The following is a 14,106-nucleotide window of genomic DNA, read 5'->3' as shown; positions in this document are numbered from 1 at the left end:
TCGCGGGTGTCCCGGAGGCGAAGGGCCCGGGTTCCGCGGGCCCGGGACGGTCCTTCCCGGGCCGTCACGGGCTGCGCAACAGCAGCAGGGCGATGTCATCGGTGTACGCGTGCCGGGGAACGGCGTGGCGCACCAGGTCGTCGGCCAGATCGTCGATCGGCTGGTCACCCGTCCCGGTGAGGTGGCGGGCCAGGTCGTCGATGGACCGGGTGATGTCGGAGCCGGGAGTCTCCACGAGACCGTCGGTGTAGAGGGCGAGGAGCGATCCGGCCGGCAGGGGTGCGGAGGTGACCGGGTAGTCGGCCGCGGGACCCGCGCCGATGCCGAGCAGGGGTCCGGGATCCACCTCGAGCACGCGGGTCGCCGGTGTGGGCGCCGGGGTGCGCAGGAGCGGGGGGAGGTGTCCCGCGCTGGCCAGGTGGAGGCGTCGGCGGGCGAGGTCGATGTGGATGTAGAGGCAGGAGACGAAAAGGTCGGTCTCGAGGTCCGCCAGCACACGCTCGGTGCGGGTCAGCACGTCGCCGGGGCACTCGCCGGCGGTGGCGTGGACGGCGGTGCGGACCTGCCCCATGAGGGCGGCGGCGTTGATGTTGTGCCCTTGTACGTCTCCGATGACGGCGGCGGCGGTGGTGTCGCTGAGGCGGATCAGGTCGTAGAAGTCACCGCCGATGTCCACACCGTGGGCGGTCGGCAGGTACCGGGCGGCGACCGTGAGACCGGGGATGTGCGGCAGGGTCGTCGGCAGAAGGGCCTCCTGCAGGCCGTGGGCCAGGTCGTGCTTGGCGTCGTAGAGCAGCGCGCGGTCCATGGCCTGGGCGATGAGACCGCCCAGTGAGACGAGGACGGCGCGGTCGCCGGCGCCGAAGGGGTGCGGGTGGTCGTAGGACAGGATGCAGCAGCCGACGCGACGGTCGGACACCACCAGGGGGAGGAAGGCCCATGCCTGCTTGTCACTGAGCGCGGAGGCCTTCGGATGGGCGCGGGCCATCTCGTCAGGGTCGGTGAAGAAGGCCGGGGCGCCGTTGCGCAGCACGTGGCCGACGGGAGTGACCTCGGTGTCCAGCGGCAGGCCGTCGAGGCGGGCGATGGTGCGCGGGTCGTAGCCGCGGTACCCGGTGATCTTCAGACGTCCGGAGTCGGCGGTCGAGACGACCAGGCCCTGGGCGCCGAAGGCGGGCAGGATCTGGTCGGCCACCACGTTGATCACGTCGGCCACGGTGACGGTCTGGCTCAGCGCGGCCGACAGGTGGATCAGCTGGTGGATCCGCCCCGTGCCGGCGCCCTCCGGGGCCGCGAGGGGGGTGGTGACACGGGGCGGCGGTGCGTCGGCCGGGTGCCGGTCGTGGTTGGGGGAGACGAGGACGCTGATGCCGCTCTCGTCCGGGTAGAGCCGGAAGTCGAGCCACCGGCCGGGAGGGCGCAGCGCGGTGAAGGCGACGGGCTCACGGCTGAAGACCGCGGCGCGGTAGTGCTCCTCGTGGACCGGGTCGTCGAGCCAGGGCACGGCCTGCCACGGCAGATTCCCCAGGAGACGGTCGCGTCCGCGGCCGAGCAGCCGGGCCGCGGCGTCGTTGAGGTAGGTGATGCGCCCCTCCAGGTCGAGGCCGAGGGCACCGACGGGCAGCCGCTGGACCAGGTCGACGGCGGCGATCCGGTCCTGCGCCGGATCGACGTCGGGCGGGCGCAGGGGCACGGTGCGCGGCTCGTCGGGAACGGTCCACGAGGCGGGCGCCCGGTCCAGCAGCCGGGTGAGGCGCCGTGCGCTGGACTGGATGTGCCCGCGCTCGCGCGGCGTCAGGGACGGCGGATGGCTCTTGGACCACACCAGCGCCATGGCCCCGTAGCGGCGCGCACCGTGCAGGGGAGCGAAGGCCACCGCGAACTGGTAGGGCATCCCGGCCGCGGCGTTCGGATACAGACGGGCCATGTCCTCCTGACGGCCCACCCAGACCAGCCGGTCCTCCCGCACCGCCTCCGACAGGGGGCCGGCGGCCGAGACCGCCACCCGCCGCCACGGAGCCACGGTCGCCCTCGGCATGCCGCAGACCGCGGCCAGGCCCAGCATCGGTTCCTGTGCCGACAGCAGGTACACGCCGCCTGCCAGAGCCCCCGTCCGGCGCACCGTGGCACTGAGCGCCTCGTCCAAGGAGGCCACGCCACCGTCACCGCCGGGACTTGCATTACTCACATGTCCGACAGTATGCGGTCGGTCGCCGACGGGCGAAGGGTGTGCCGTGGTGTCCGTGCGGATGCGCCTGCTCCATGTGGCCGTGACCACTGGCAGTCGTTCGGGAAGGCGACTGTGATGGACGTACGAGCCCGGCGTCCGGACCGAGCACACCCGCGCCGCGGGCCTCGTCTCCACCGGTCTGCCGGGGTCCTGTCCCGGTGTGCCTCACGCGGCGTGGAAAGGAAGGACGGGGAACACGCCGACCGGCCGGTCACGGAGACCGTTCCCACCCCCAGGTCCGGGCCCGCCGTCCCGGCGCGGTCGGACAGGAGAAGCAGAGGTGCGACATGGACAAGTCCCAACTGGCTCGGGCCAGCGTGCGCAAGGCCGCGCAGAGAGGCCACGACATCCGTGAGGAAGACGCGGAGCAGGTGATCGACGCCCTGTTCGGCACGGTCGACATGGCGGGCGTGATCGCCGAGACGCTCAAGCACGACGAAGCGGTGGTGGCCGGCAGTTTCGGCCGCTTCCACACCGACGGAGGCTCCGCCGCTTTCCAGCCGGGCAAGGCCCTGACCGAGTACCTCCACGACACCGCCCCGTGACGGGGACGTACGAACTCCCCGCCCCGGCCCGCGGAATGACGGCTGCCGGGCGGGCGCACGGCAGGGATCCACCTGGTGTCCCCGTGCTCCGCCTCCGGCCTTCCGGGCCCGGCAGCCCGGTGCCTCCGCCCGGACCGGGCACCCGCTCGGCCGTGACCCGGTCCGAGTCCTGCGTCTCGGCGGTCTTCGCGAGCACCTCCCGCTCCGCCTGCGCCACCCTGTCCGCCTGCGAACCGCGCCGCGTCGCGGCCTTCCGCTCCCGGGCGTGCTCCTTCATCGCCGCGCGACATCCTCGGTACCGCGCCGGCGATACGATCATGGCCATGACGGCACCTGAACCGACCATCCTCGCGACCTCCGGCGGGCATCGGGTCGGAGGACGAACCAGGGTGGTGTTCGACGCTCTGGTGCATCACGCGGTCGACCTCTCCGGGGTGCACGGCCGACGTCCGCGCATCATGTACGTCGGGACCGCCATCGGGGACGCCGAGCACTTCACGACCCGTATGACCGAGGCCGCGCGGGTGGCGGGATTCGATCTGACGCCGCTGCACCTGTTCCCCATGCCCAATGTCGAAGACGTCGAGGGCTCGGTCCTCGACCACGACGTGGTCTGGGTCATGGGGGGCTCGGTGGTCAATCTGCTGGCGGTGTGGAGGGCACATGGCCTGGACCGCGTCATGCACCGTGCCTGGCAGGCGGGTGTCGTGCTCAGCGGGGTCAGCGCGGGCTCCCTCTGCTGGTTCCGGGGAGGTGCGACCGACTCGTTCGGCCCGGAGCTGCGCCCGGTCACGAACGCGCTCGGTTTCCTGCCGTACGGCAATGGCGTGCACTACGACTCGGACGAGGGCCGGCGTCCGTTGACGCACCGGCTCGTGGCGGACGGCACCGTGCCCACCGCTCACTGCACGGACGACGGAGTCGGCCTGGTGTACCGCGGAACGGAACTGGTGGAGGCGGTGACGGAAACCCCCGGCAAGGGCGCCTACATAGTCAGAAGCGACGGGTCCGGGGCGGTGGAGGAACGCATCGAACCCCGCAGGCTGACCTCTTCCGGACGATGACCGGGTCTCGTGACCGGTCGTCGTACCGCTCGGGGTGCAGCGGCTTGCCGTATTCCTGCCCCGGCCACGGGCGTCGGTCCTCCCGCTCGCACGGTTGTGGCGTGCAGCGGGGCGGGACAGCCCTTGGCGGCTGTCCCGCCCCACTGCGGTCCACGAGTTCCCCGACCCGTGGTGAGCCCTTGCCGAAAGGCCCGCCGTCACCTCTGCGGACGCCCGGCCTCCTCGAGCCGTCGGTGTGAACGGTTCCCGCCCCGGCTGCGCAGAGGGGCGTCCGCCTCGGTGAGGACACGGTGGACGAACCCGTACGACCGCCCGTGCGCTTCGGCGATGGCCCGTATGGACAGGCCGTTCTCGTACTGCTCCTTCATCTCCCGCGCGAGTTCCGCACGGGCCGTGCCGGTGATCTGTTTGCCCTTGTCCACGAATCGTCTCCTTCGGTGACCGACGTCTGTCCGTGATCGTCGTCTACCCCCGACGAGGGACGAACCACTTGATGCGTGACGGTGGAGGGGAACAATCCGCGGGCGGGTGCGGTTGGGAAGGGCGTGGCCGCGGAGGGGACGGTGTCCCCGGGCCTCACCCAGTGGCTTCGGCTCGTGCCGACGTCGCTGCGCACCACGTATGACATGTCCGAGTCAATAAGCTCGGGCGGTGACGGAAGGAGCACGTCATGGCACGCAGCACCGCGCGGCCGGTCGTCAGGCTCAGGTCGACAGCAGGTACGGGAGTCACCTACGTGACCCGCAAGAACCGTCTGAACGACCCCGACCGGCTGGTCCTGCGGAAGTACGACGCGGTCGCCGGCGAACACGTCCTCTTCCGCGAGGAACGATGAAACCCGCCTCCGCCGCCCCGGCGGCGGAGGCACCCCAGGAAGGACATCCCGTGAGGCACGGCATCCACCCCGTCTCCCGCCCGGTCGTCTTCCGCGACCGCGCGTCCGGCTTCCAGTTGCTGACCCGTTCCACCATCGAGTCACCGCACACGGTCGAGTGGGAGGACGGCGCCACCTACCCGGTCGTCGACGTCGAGATCTCGTCGGCCGGCCACCCGTTCCACACCGGCGCCTCGCGCGTCGTGGACACCGCGGGCCGCGTGGAGCGCTTCGAGCGGCGCTACGGCCCCGCCCCCACCCGCCGCTGACAGCGGCACCCCGTCCGGTCCGGCGGAAGGAGACCATGATGAAGGTACGCAGGTCCTTGCGCTCGTTGAAGGCCAGGCCCGGCGCCCAGGTGGTGCGCCGGCGGGGCGTGACGTTCGTGATCAACAAGAAGGATCCGCGTTTCAAGGCCCGCCAGGGCTGACGAGCCGCTTCACCGACCGGACGGCCCGGCACCGCACTCGCGGTGCCGGGCCGTCCGGCGCCTCCCGTTCCGGCCGCCGACGTCGTTCTCGCTCGCCGGCCGGTCAGCGCTCCAGGTCCCCCCGCATCCCGACGAAGAGCTTCCCCGCGTCGGCGAGCGTGCTGTCCTCGAAGAGCGCGACGGCCGCCGTGCCCTCGTCGGCCCAGCCGCAGACGACGTTGCCGTCCTCGCTCAGCGAGGCGAGCAGGCACTCCACCGAGCCGCCGAGCGGTCCCGGCTCCACCGGCCGGGCTTCGGGGTGCCCCAGCTCCGGGTCCCACTGGATGTACTCGAGCATGCCGCGGAACAGGTGCTCACGACGCTCGTTGGTGTCCTCGGGCACCCGATCGACGCCTTCGAACAGCACCGGCGCTCCCTGCCCGCCCGGCTGCCCGTAGTTACCGGTGATCAGCGTCATGCCGTCCCGCATCTCGCCGGGATCGACAGGGATGTCCGTCAGGGCCCCGTCCCCCGTCAGCTTGTCCAGGCCACCCGCCCTGGGAGCGTCCACCAAGGTGCGCGGACCGCTCCGCTCCGCCGCAGGCGCCGGCGACGCGGGCCCGGAGACCTGCCCGCTCGGGGAGGCGGAGGGAAGCCCCGCGTCGTCCTCCCGACAGCCACTGACCGTCAGCATCGCCAGCACCGCCACGGCCGTCAGGCCCACTCTCGCCGCAGACGCACACTTCATGGAGTCCCCCCGCTGTTGCTTCGCTCATGGTGTTCCCCGCCGCTCCGGGCGGCGGCAATGATCAGTGACGAGTCGTCCCGGCCGGATGGTTCCCGCCCCGGGCACAAGGAGCTGCCGCACGGCGCGACGCTCGGCGATCCGGTTCGGGTCCCTGCGACGGCATGGCGGATCTCCTTCCTCCTCCTCGCTCCCCGCCTCAGGATCCCGGTCCGTCATGGCGGGGCGCGGACGGCTGGTAGGTGCGGGTGCGGAGGGCGAAGGCGGCGATCGCGGTGGCGGTCATGGCGGTCAGCCAGGCCGCGCTGTGGAGCAGAGGGCTCAAGGTGGCGTCCCGGGTGAAGCCCGCGGCGAGGCTGGTCTGGAGGGAGCCGTAGCTCGGAAGCAGCTCGACCAGGGCTTTGTCGGCGGTGGTGCTGGCGACGGGATTCTGCGGCGCGAGATCGATGATGCTGGTCATGATGATCGTGACCAGTCCTTCGACCTCGCCGCGCAGGAAGAGGGCCAGGCACATGCCCATGGCCCCGTAGACCAGGCAGACCGCCAGGACCGCGATGCCGAGGAGGAAGGGCTGGAGGGGAGACCAGAACAGCAGCATCCAGGCGGTGGCGTAGGCGCTGACCAGCACTGATGCGACCAGGAGCGTGGTGAGTTCGGCGCCGATGAGGGCGGCGCGGGGATAGCCGGCCGCGGTGAGGCGACGGTCGAAGGCCCTGGTGCGGCGTGCGGCGCTGAACATCAGGAATCCCACGAGGAGGGACACGGCGTTCAGGGAGCCGCTGATCATCGTGATCTCGTCTCCGCCGGCCCGCAGCCAGGTTCCGGTGGCCCGCAGCCGGAAGGGAAACGTCTTCGGCGTGGTGAGGGTCTTCGCCACGGTGATCCACATCGGGATGAAGGCGATCAGGAGCACGCCGGCCAGCCGGTTCTTCGCCATGGCCAGCAGGGCGTAGCGGCAGGCGACCAGGTAGGCGCTCATGTGGTGTCCGCCGTGGGCGAGGGCCCGAGGAGGCCGTCGTGCAGACGGTGCAGGACGTCCAGGCGTTCGGTGTCGTGGGCGAGGTGGGAGACGATGATCACGGTACGGCCGCGGCCTTTCAGCTCCTGTGCGAGGTCCCAGAACCGCAGGTAGGTTTCCCAGTCGAAGCCCTGGTACGGCTCGTCGAGCAGCACGACGTCCGGGTCGTGCATCAAGGCCAGGACCAGGTTCAGTTTCTGCAGGGTGCCACCGCTGAGGACTTTCACCGGCGCGTCCAGATAACCCGCCGCGGAGAGCGAGTCGATCAGCCGGAGCGCGCGGTCGGGGCTCGGAAGACGGTAGGCGATCTGGAAGAGACGCAGGTGCTGACGCACGGTCAGCTCCTCGTCCAGGACCGGGTGCTGCGGGCAGTAGCCCCGTGTTCCCACCAGGTCGACGCGTCCGTCGTCGGGGCGCAGGTCACCGCTGAGGATGCGCAGCAGGGTGGTCTTCTCGGCGCCGTTCTCCCCGACGATGCCCACCAGCTGCCCCGCCCGCGCCTCGAAGCCGACCCCGCGCAGGACCTGCCGGGACCCGAAGTTCTTGCGGACCGCCACGACGCGCAGCACCACCGCCGGTTGCCGCCTCACGTCCGCGCCCGGACGTGTGTACGGTCGGCGAACGGCCACCGCGGGGGCGGCGGGCCCTCGTCCCGGTCGACGTACAGCGGGCTCGGACTGGCCACGGGGGCTCCTCGAGGGCGATGGAGTGCACGGGTTCCGACCGGCCAACGATCCACGAGCCGGTCGGGACACGTCACGTACGCTTCCGGCGCGTGAGCCGGTCCGGAGGCAGGACCCGGATCGCGGCAGCCCCGTCCGCCTCGGGGACCGCGTCCGGTCGCCGGGAGAGCCTGCTGCCCGTCGACGACCGAGAGCACCTGATCGACGCCGCGGCCGTCTGGGCGCGGCACTGTCGTCCCGCCGCCCCGGACCACGCGCGCTCACCACCGGCAGCCGCACCACGCTGCCCCGCCACCGCACGCCGCGCGCGGTCATCGCGTGGCGCCGGGACCTGCCGGGCGAGTACGGGCGTACGGCCGCCGAACGTGTCTCGGCCCTGCCCGGCGGCGGCGTCACACCGGCCCCGGCACCGCGATCCGTGCCGGCACCGGAGCCCCCGGAACCGCTCGTGAGCCTCGTAGGCCGGTCGCTGCTGCGGCTCACCCCCTCCTATGGGCCCACCCCGGGCCCTCGAGCGCAGGACCACGGCCCGTACACCCCGCTCACACGCGGCCCACGGCGTCGCCGCCGAGCGTGCTCGTACTGCTTGAGCGGTCACGTCGGCCGTGGCCCCGAGCGGCCCTCGGCGGGCCACCGGTCGGACGCCGAGCCGGGCCGCCGGCTTACGACGACGCCTCCGGCGGGCAGTTCAGAGGTAGCTGACGCCGGTCAGTTCCTCGGCCGTCGTCCAGAGCCGTTCGCCGACGGCCGGATCGGACGCTTCCCGGCTGAGCCGGGCCTCGGTGACCCGGCCGCGCGTCTCGAAGAACCCGGACGGCCCGAAGAACTGGCCGCCCCGCACACCGGGGTCGGTCGCGGCGCGCAACTGCGGCAGCGCGCCCCGCTCCACCGGCTGGGTGACCAGCAGGCCGAGCCGCGCGATCAGCTGCCCGAGCCGGCCCCGGTGCTCCCAGGCACGCGGGGTGAGGTTGGTGCGGGTGAGACCGGGGTGGGCCAGCACGCTGACGACCGGTGATCCGGCGGCGCGCAGCCGGCGGTCCAGCTCGATGCCGAAGACCGTGGTGGCGAGCTTGGACCGGCCGTAGGCGGAAGCGGCCCGGTAGTCCCGCTCGGACATCAGGTCGTCGAAGTCGAGGTGCGCGTTCTTGTGGGTGATCGAGCTGAGACCGACCACGCGGGGCTCCCTCGCCGCGGCCAGCCTGTCGAGCAGCAGGCCGGTCAGCGCGAAGTGCCCCAGCATGTTGGTGCCGAGGTGCAGCTCGAAGCCGTCGACGGTGCTGCGGCGCGGGCCGAGCAGCACCAGGCCGGCGTTGTTGACCAGCAGGTCGATCACCGGGTGGTCGGCGGCCAGCTTCGCGGCGAACGCGCGGACGGAATCGAGGGAGGCCAGGTCCAGTTCACGCACTTCGACGTCTCCGCCGATGCGGCGGGCGGCCTCCTCACCCGCCGCGGTGTCGCGGACGGCGAGCACGACGCGGGCGCCGTGACGGGCCAGTTCGTCGGCGGTGACCAGGCCGAGGCCCGAGTTCGCGCCGGTCACGACGGCGGTCCGGCCGCGCTGGTCGGGGATGCGGTCGGCGGTCCATCCGGCCATCTGCTGCTCCTGGGGGTGTCGGTGCGGTGGACCGACGACGCTAGGACCGGCGCGGGCCGGTTCGGTCGTTCCCCGTTGCCTAGGTCTGCGGGACCTACCCTGGGCGCCCGGCGAGCGGACACACTGACGGTATGACCCATCCCTACGCTCGCGAGCTCGGTGATTTCCTGCGCGCCCGGCGCGACAGGCTGCGCCCGCACGACGTCGGCCTGGAGCCGGGCGGCCGGCGCAAGGTCACCGGGCTGCGGCGCGAGGAGCTGGCCCTGCTGGCCGGGCTGAGCACCGACTACTACCAGCGCATGGAGCAGGGCCGGGAGGTACGCCCGTCCGACGACGTCCTGGACGCGCTCGCCGGCGCGCTCGGCCTCGACGACGCGGAACGCCGGCATCTGTTCACCCTGGCCCGTGCCGCTCGCCGGCCCGTGCCCGCACGGGTGGAGCGCGGTCCGGAAAGGGTGCCGGACAGCACCCGGCGGCTGCTGCGGGTCATGGACACCCCGGCGGTCGTGCTCGGCCGCCACCTCGACCTGCTCGACTGGAACCCGATGGCGGAGGCGCTGCTCGGCAGCCCGGGCACGTATGCGCCCGACCGGCTCAACATGCTCCTGCTGCTGTTCGACGACACGCCGACCGGCGAGCGGAGCTGCCCGGACTGGGAGCGGCAGGCCCTGGAGTACATCGGCATGATGCGCGCCGCCGTCGCCACCGACCCCACCCATCCGCGCGCCACCGCGATCGTCGGCGAGCTGAGCATCCGCAGCGCCGAGTTCCGGCGGCTGTGGGCCCGGCACGACGTACGCGTGTCGGTCAGCGGCACCAAGACCTTCCGGGTCCCCGAGGCCGGCGACATCGTCCTGGACTGGGACACCTATCCGCTGCCCGGCGAACCCGGCCCGGTCATGCTGGTCTTCACCGCCGAGCCGGGCAGCGCCGACGCGGACCGGCTGCGGCTCCTGGCGTCGCTGCACGCGACCCGTTCGACGCTCACCGAGAAGCACCACTAGACGATGCCCACCGACAAGCACCACCAGACGATCAAGTCCCATGCCCGCGGCCGGAGGCGTCCCGGAACGGCGCTGCCCGTTCCGCATCCGACGGGGGCGACTCGGCCTTCGGCCGCCCCGCCCGCCTGAACAGGAATCCTGACCGGGAAGGCTAGTGAAAGGTGCGGTGGGCCTGCCGGGGCGGCTCCCCGTGCTCCTGGAACTTCTTCCAGACGCCGTAGGCCGCCGTCACCATCACCCGCCACTCCTGGCAGCCCTCCCACCGCGCGTGCCTGCGCACCGACTCGTCCTCGGTGAGTCCGAAGCAGACCTCCATGCCGTCCTCCAGGACGGCTCCCGTTCCGTCGCATTCCCGGAAGAGCCGCTCCGCCGGGACGAACAGCATCCAGCCGCGCCGGCCGTCGTCGGGAACCAGCCAGGAGTACACGAACCCCTCATCCGCTCCCTCGGACGCCTCGGCGACGAGCCGTACGCCGATCGACGCCACCCCCATGCTCCGCCCTTCCACGTTCCTCCGGCCACGGACGACGGCCAGCCTACGCGGACCGGTGCCCGGCCGTCGCTGCCCTGAGCACGGCCTGTCCGGCAGCGGTGGCATGCGGGCCGCGGACGGCCCCGGCGCACGGGGCCCCGTTTGACCTTGACACGGTGACAAGGCCTTCACTGCTTGCCGAGGAGGTGGTCCCGATGGCCATGACGAGACAGGACACGGACGCGACGCGAGCGCTCCAGGGGCTGGAGGACGGGAGTTCGTCCGTGCGGTTGCGGGCTGCTCTGGCGGTCGGCACGGCGCCGGACCCGTGCTTCGTCGACAAGCTCGTCGAACGATGCGCGCTCGAACCCGAGTTCTTCGTCCGGGACATGCTGACCTGGGCACTCACCCGCCATCCGGTGTCCATGACGCTTCCCGCGCTGCTCCGCGAAGTCCGCTCGGAGCGCGCGCAGGCACGGAGCCAGGCGCTGCACACGCTGTCCAAGATCGGGGACCGGCGGGCGTGGCCGGCGATCACACCGGAGGTCCTGTCCGACGCCGACGACGAGGTGGCGCGGAGCGCCTGGCGGACCGCGGTCGTGCTCGTGCCGGAAGGCGAGGAGTCCGGGCTGGCCGCGATGCTGGCGGGGCAACTCGGGCGCGGTGAGCGGGAGACGCAGCTGAGCCTCAGCCGGGCGCTGGTCGCACTGGACGGCGATGCCGTTCTGCCGGCTCTGCGTGCCGCGGCCCTGGCCCCCGACCCGCGCGTGCGCGCGCACGCGCTCGCCACGGAACGGCTGCTGCGCGACCCGGACACCGGATTCGAGTTCGCGATCGAGGAGGCGAAGCGCGTCGTGGCCCTCGGCGGGTCCGGCCAGGAGGGACGATAGAACGTGTTGATCGGTGAGGTGGCGCGGCGGTCCGGGGTCAGCGCCCGCATGCTCAGACATTACGAGTCACTCGGCCTGGTGCGGCCTTCGGGCCGTACGGGCTCCGGCTACCGGGAGTACTCCGGCGAGGACATCCGGCGGATCTTCCATGTCGAGAGCCTGCGATCGCTGGGGCTGTCGCTGCGTGAGATCGGGCGCGCGCTCGACGACCCCGGCTTCACGCCCTCGGCGCTCGTCGACGACCTCATCCGTCAGACCCGCGAACGCATCGCGGCCGAGACCGAGCTGCTCACGCGGCTCCGCCGGATCGATGCCGCGGAACCCGCCGGCTGGGAGGATGTCCTCCGGAGCGTCGCGCTCCTCCAGGCACTCGGGTCGAAGAGCGCCGACGCGCGCCAGCGCGCGGCCCTCTCCTCGGCCGGCGAAGTCCCGGTGCCGGTGGAGGCCCTGGTCGAGGCGGTGCTGCGCGAGACGGAGCCGAACGTCGCCGGGGCCCTGCGCTGGGCGCTGGCGCGATCCGGCGACGACGGCACGGCACTGCTGGCGGAAGGCCTGGACTCACCGGTGGCCGCGGTGCGCGAACGTGCCGTTCGGTCCCTCGCCGAGATGCCCGGTGATGAGGCTGTCGCCCGGCTGCGGGACGCCCTCGCGAACCCCGATGCCGTGGTCCGCGGGTGTGCGGCTCTGGCGCTGGGGACACGCGGAGTGGCCGATACGGTCCCGACGCTCATCGACATGATCGTGGAGGGAAGGAACGACACCGACGCGGCCGATGCGCTGAGCACGCTGGCGAGCGACCCCGGGACGGCGGACCGGATCGCCACCGGGCTCGTCGACCGCCTCGCCCACGACAACACCGAAGCGCGTGTACGCCTGTGGCTGACCCAGGCGCTGGCTGACATCCCGGGAACCACGGCGTCACATGCCCTCGTACAGCTGTCGCACGACGAGGATCGTGCCGTCGCGCTGACCGCGGCGTACCTCCTTCAGCTGCGCGACGCACGATGACGGACCCCGGGGGCCGACGGGCCGGGTGCGGACGCGGAGCGGGCCGAAAGGCAGGGATCACGGTGGCATGGGCGTCTCGATGCGGGGCAGACGAAGGTCTGCTCGGCGCTGCCCGGTGGGGAGCCGCGGTGCCGGTCGCCTTGCGAGACGGATTTCGAGGGGAGAGGTATCACCATGATCCTTCCGGCGGAGAAGGAACTGCGCGCTGTACTGGCCCGGTTCGCTCAGGCGCGCATCGAACACGACGTGCGCCCCACCGGCCGTACCAGCCGGGATCTCGAGGACTCCACATACACGCTGTGCGTGATGACCGGAGCCCGCACCGCCGAGCAGGCTCTGCGCGAGGCCGACGCATTGCTCGAGCGGTACGGCGCGGAACGTGTGAGCTCCTCCCAGGAGGACGAGACACTGGCCGCGTAGGGCCGGATTTCCTCTCCCCGCGGCCGCGTCAGGCGACTGGCGCGCCGTAGGAGAATCCGTACCCGGCGAAGTCGGCGACGTGGACGTACCCGATGCGCCGGTAGAGGGCGTTGCTGGTGGGGTTGGCGGGGTCCGTGAAGAGCACGACGTCCGTCGCGCCCGAGGCCAGCGCGACCCTGCTCACCTCTACCGTCACGGCCCCCGCGTAGCCGCGGCCCCGGAGACGGGCAGGGGTGTGGACAGGGTCGACCCGGACCATGCCGCCGACGACCGAGGTCGTGGCCGCCATGGAGACGGGGGTGCCGTCCGGGGTCTCCCAGAACGTGAAGTGCCTGTCGCCGAAACGCGAGTCGCCCCAGGAACCGGCGTCGATCAGGTCGATGGAGGACTGCTCCCCGACGTCGACACAGAACTCACGGCACCAGCGCACGACTTGCTCACGGTCCTTCCCGCCCGCGATGCGACCCCGGCCCTCCGGGACCGGCTGCGGTGGGGTGAGCGTGCCGAGACGGTAGAGATGCGTCCGCCAGAAAGGTACCGGCGCCGCGCCCGTGTGCCGCTGCCATGCCTCGGCGAAGGCGGTGGCGGTGTCGTGGTCCGCGATGACGTCGGAGGGGGAGTGACCGAGGCCGGCCAGGTGAGCGGCGAGGGTGTCGGTCTGCTCGGCGGAGAGGGGGGTGAGGCCCAGGCGACCGCGCGGAGTGCGATAGAAGATCGCGCGGACCTCGCCTCCTGACTCCAGCCGGCCGAAGACGGCGGCTTCGGGGCCGGGTGCGTCCGCCCCGCGTGTCCGCAGCCTCTCGATGTCCGTCAGCGGCGTGTTGTGCAGGGCAGGGCGCGAGCGCAGGAAGCCCCCCGCCCGGGCGAGGAAGTCGTCGATGTCTTCGGTGAGGTGCCAGTCGTCCGGACGCATGCCTCATGATCCCTGATGTGCACGACCCGGTGGAAGTACTCGCCCGACGGGTTCGCGCACGGCCGGTGGTGACACGACGCGCCTGCCGGTCCGGACACCCCGGCCCCGGAAGCCGGCATCCGCGAGGACCTCGACCGCAACGCCCTCGGAAGCCGCCTCGGTTCCCGGACACCGGCCGCCCCGGAAGGCCGGTCGTCGCTCTCCGGGGATGAGACAGAGCATGATCGCCGACGTTGG

17 protein-coding genes and 1 pseudogene are annotated in these 14,106 nt (G+C 72.2%); 9 read left to right on the top strand and 9 right to left on the bottom strand.

The annotated features are described in order from the left end of the window. Nucleotides 1-64: 64 nt before the first annotated feature. Nucleotides 65-2,188, bottom strand: a complete 2,124-nt coding sequence (locus ACFV5H_RS03880) for a SpoIIE family protein phosphatase (RefSeq protein ID WP_385192638.1) — start codon at nucleotides 2,186-2,188, stop codon at nucleotides 65-67. Nucleotides 2,189-2,517: 329 nt separating this feature from the next. Between ACFV5H_RS03880 and ACFV5H_RS03875 the strand changes: the two genes are divergently transcribed. Beyond that, on the top strand, nucleotides 2,518-2,775 hold the full coding sequence (locus ACFV5H_RS03875; RefSeq protein ID WP_385049867.1) for a hypothetical protein: 258 nt from the start codon (nucleotides 2,518-2,520) through the stop codon (nucleotides 2,773-2,775). A gap of 139 nt (nucleotides 2,776-2,914) precedes the next feature. On the opposite strand, the pseudogene ACFV5H_RS03870 reads toward ACFV5H_RS03875, so the two are convergent. Next, nucleotides 2,915-3,100: pseudogene (locus ACFV5H_RS03870) on the bottom strand (hypothetical protein); the annotation flags it as partial. Here ACFV5H_RS03870 and ACFV5H_RS03865 point away from each other — a divergent pair. Then, nucleotides 3,099-3,839 (top strand): Type 1 glutamine amidotransferase-like domain-containing protein, encoded by a 741-nt coding sequence (locus ACFV5H_RS03865; protein WP_385049870.1) that lies wholly within the window; start codon nucleotides 3,099-3,101, stop codon nucleotides 3,837-3,839. The pseudogene ACFV5H_RS03870 and the gene ACFV5H_RS03865 overlap by 2 nt on opposite strands. Nucleotides 3,840-4,036: 197 nt before the next feature. Here the strand turns inward: ACFV5H_RS03865 and ACFV5H_RS03860 are convergent, their stop codons facing one another. Beyond that, nucleotides 4,037-4,261, bottom strand: coding sequence for a helix-turn-helix domain-containing protein (locus ACFV5H_RS03860; RefSeq protein ID WP_385059722.1), 225 nt, complete (start codon nucleotides 4,259-4,261; stop codon nucleotides 4,037-4,039). Between the two features lie 248 nt (nucleotides 4,262-4,509). On the opposite strand from ACFV5H_RS03860, the gene rpmG reads away from it, so the two are divergent. From rpmG to ykgO, 3 genes are read left to right on the top strand one after another with little or no spacing between them, the layout of a single operon-like run. Next, nucleotides 4,510-4,674 (top strand): 50S ribosomal protein L33, encoded by a 165-nt coding sequence (gene rpmG, locus ACFV5H_RS03855; protein ID WP_073935506.1) that lies wholly within the window; start codon nucleotides 4,510-4,512, stop codon nucleotides 4,672-4,674. 50 nt (nucleotides 4,675-4,724) lie between these two features. Then, nucleotides 4,725-4,982: a type B 50S ribosomal protein L31 gene (locus ACFV5H_RS03850; protein ID WP_385059719.1), complete on the top strand. Its 258-nt coding sequence runs from the start codon at nucleotides 4,725-4,727 to the stop codon at nucleotides 4,980-4,982. 38 nt (nucleotides 4,983-5,020) lie between these two features. After that, nucleotides 5,021-5,143 carry a type B 50S ribosomal protein L36 gene (gene ykgO, locus ACFV5H_RS03845; RefSeq protein ID WP_345583838.1) on the top strand — a complete coding sequence of 41 codons (123 nt, stop codon included), beginning with the start codon at nucleotides 5,021-5,023 and terminating at the stop codon, nucleotides 5,141-5,143. Between the two features lie 103 nt (nucleotides 5,144-5,246). Here the strand turns inward: ykgO and ACFV5H_RS03840 are convergent, their stop codons facing one another. From ACFV5H_RS03840 to ACFV5H_RS03825, 4 genes are all read right to left on the bottom strand, one after another. Beyond that, on the bottom strand, nucleotides 5,247-5,870 hold the full coding sequence (locus tag ACFV5H_RS03840; protein WP_385192635.1) for a hypothetical protein: 624 nt from the start codon (nucleotides 5,868-5,870) through the stop codon (nucleotides 5,247-5,249). A 196-nt stretch (nucleotides 5,871-6,066) separates the two neighbouring features. After that, nucleotides 6,067-6,846 (bottom strand): hypothetical protein, encoded by a 780-nt coding sequence (locus ACFV5H_RS03835; RefSeq protein ID WP_385057957.1) that lies wholly within the window; start codon nucleotides 6,844-6,846, stop codon nucleotides 6,067-6,069. After that, complete coding sequence (locus tag ACFV5H_RS03830) at nucleotides 6,843-7,457, bottom strand: ATP-binding cassette domain-containing protein (protein WP_385192892.1); 615 nt, start codon at nucleotides 7,455-7,457, stop codon at nucleotides 6,843-6,845. Before ACFV5H_RS03830 ends, ACFV5H_RS03835 begins: the two co-directional genes overlap by 4 nt. A gap of 799 nt (nucleotides 7,458-8,256) precedes the next feature. Continuing rightward, the gene (locus ACFV5H_RS03825) at nucleotides 8,257-9,162 is read right to left on the bottom strand and encodes an oxidoreductase (protein WP_385057959.1); all 906 of its coding nucleotides are present in this window, start codon (nucleotides 9,160-9,162) and stop codon (nucleotides 8,257-8,259) included. A 131-nt stretch (nucleotides 9,163-9,293) separates the two neighbouring features. On the opposite strand from ACFV5H_RS03825, the gene ACFV5H_RS03820 reads away from it, so the two are divergent. Continuing rightward, nucleotides 9,294-10,166 (top strand): helix-turn-helix transcriptional regulator, encoded by an 873-nt coding sequence (locus ACFV5H_RS03820; protein WP_385057961.1) that lies wholly within the window; start codon nucleotides 9,294-9,296, stop codon nucleotides 10,164-10,166. Between the two features lie 151 nt (nucleotides 10,167-10,317). Here the strand turns inward: ACFV5H_RS03820 and ACFV5H_RS03815 are convergent, their stop codons facing one another. Then, entirely contained in the window at nucleotides 10,318-10,659 is a 342-nt protein-coding gene (locus tag ACFV5H_RS03815; RefSeq protein WP_385057963.1) for a hypothetical protein, read from the bottom strand. A gap of 194 nt (nucleotides 10,660-10,853) precedes the next feature. Between ACFV5H_RS03815 and ACFV5H_RS03810 the strand changes: the two genes are divergently transcribed. From ACFV5H_RS03810 to ACFV5H_RS03800, 3 genes are all read left to right on the top strand, one after another. After that, on the top strand, nucleotides 10,854-11,528 hold the full coding sequence (locus ACFV5H_RS03810) for a HEAT repeat domain-containing protein (protein ID WP_385057964.1): 675 nt from the start codon (nucleotides 10,854-10,856) through the stop codon (nucleotides 11,526-11,528). A 3-nt stretch (nucleotides 11,529-11,531) separates the two neighbouring features. Then, on the top strand, nucleotides 11,532-12,536 hold the full coding sequence (locus ACFV5H_RS03805) for a HEAT repeat domain-containing protein (RefSeq protein ID WP_385192632.1): 1,005 nt from the start codon (nucleotides 11,532-11,534) through the stop codon (nucleotides 12,534-12,536). A 174-nt stretch (nucleotides 12,537-12,710) separates the two neighbouring features. Further along, nucleotides 12,711-12,956 (top strand): DUF5133 domain-containing protein, encoded by a 246-nt coding sequence (locus ACFV5H_RS03800; RefSeq protein ID WP_385057968.1) that lies wholly within the window; start codon nucleotides 12,711-12,713, stop codon nucleotides 12,954-12,956. Nucleotides 12,957-12,984: 28 nt separating this feature from the next. Here ACFV5H_RS03800 and ACFV5H_RS03795 read toward each other — a convergent pair whose 3' ends face one another. Next, nucleotides 12,985-13,869 carry a GNAT family N-acetyltransferase gene (locus ACFV5H_RS03795; protein WP_385192629.1) on the bottom strand — a complete coding sequence of 295 codons (885 nt, stop codon included), beginning with the start codon at nucleotides 13,867-13,869 and terminating at the stop codon, nucleotides 12,985-12,987. Between the last annotated feature and the right edge of the window lie 237 nt (nucleotides 13,870-14,106).

It is taken from the genome of Streptomyces sp. NPDC059787 (genome assembly GCF_042732315.1).
In the GTDB taxonomy this organism is placed as follows: domain Bacteria; phylum Actinomycetota; class Actinomycetes; order Streptomycetales; family Streptomycetaceae; genus Streptomyces; species Streptomyces atrovirens.
The sequence above is the reverse complement of the archived record's forward strand: the minus strand, read 5'-3'. Positions and strand labels throughout refer to the sequence as shown.

Coding starts and splice junctions, on each gene's coding strand:
- ACFV5H_RS03810 (WP_385057964.1), top strand. CDS start 10,854: ATGGCCATGACGAGACAGGACACGGACGCGACGCGAGCGCTCCAGGGG.
- ACFV5H_RS03820 (WP_385057961.1), top strand. CDS start 9,294: ATGACCCATCCCTACGCTCGCGAGCTCGGTGATTTCCTGCGCGCCCGG.
- ACFV5H_RS03815 (WP_385057963.1), bottom strand. CDS start 10,659: ATGGGGGTGGCGTCGATCGGCGTACGGCTCGTCGCCGAGGCGTCCGAG.
- ACFV5H_RS03875 (WP_385049867.1), top strand. CDS start 2,518: ATGGACAAGTCCCAACTGGCTCGGGCCAGCGTGCGCAAGGCCGCGCAG.
- ACFV5H_RS03795 (WP_385192629.1), bottom strand. CDS start 13,869: ATGCGTCCGGACGACTGGCACCTCACCGAAGACATCGACGACTTCCTC.
- ACFV5H_RS03800 (WP_385057968.1), top strand. CDS start 12,711: ATGATCCTTCCGGCGGAGAAGGAACTGCGCGCTGTACTGGCCCGGTTC.
- ykgO (WP_345583838.1), top strand. CDS start 5,021: ATGAAGGTACGCAGGTCCTTGCGCTCGTTGAAGGCCAGGCCCGGCGCC.
- ACFV5H_RS03840 (WP_385192635.1), bottom strand. CDS start 5,870: ATGAAGTGTGCGTCTGCGGCGAGAGTGGGCCTGACGGCCGTGGCGGTG.
- ACFV5H_RS03825 (WP_385057959.1), bottom strand. CDS start 9,162: ATGGCCGGATGGACCGCCGACCGCATCCCCGACCAGCGCGGCCGGACC.
- rpmG (WP_073935506.1), top strand. CDS start 4,510: ATGGCACGCAGCACCGCGCGGCCGGTCGTCAGGCTCAGGTCGACAGCA.
- ACFV5H_RS03835 (WP_385057957.1), bottom strand. CDS start 6,846: ATGAGCGCCTACCTGGTCGCCTGCCGCTACGCCCTGCTGGCCATGGCG.
- ACFV5H_RS03865 (WP_385049870.1), top strand. CDS start 3,099: ATGACGGCACCTGAACCGACCATCCTCGCGACCTCCGGCGGGCATCGG.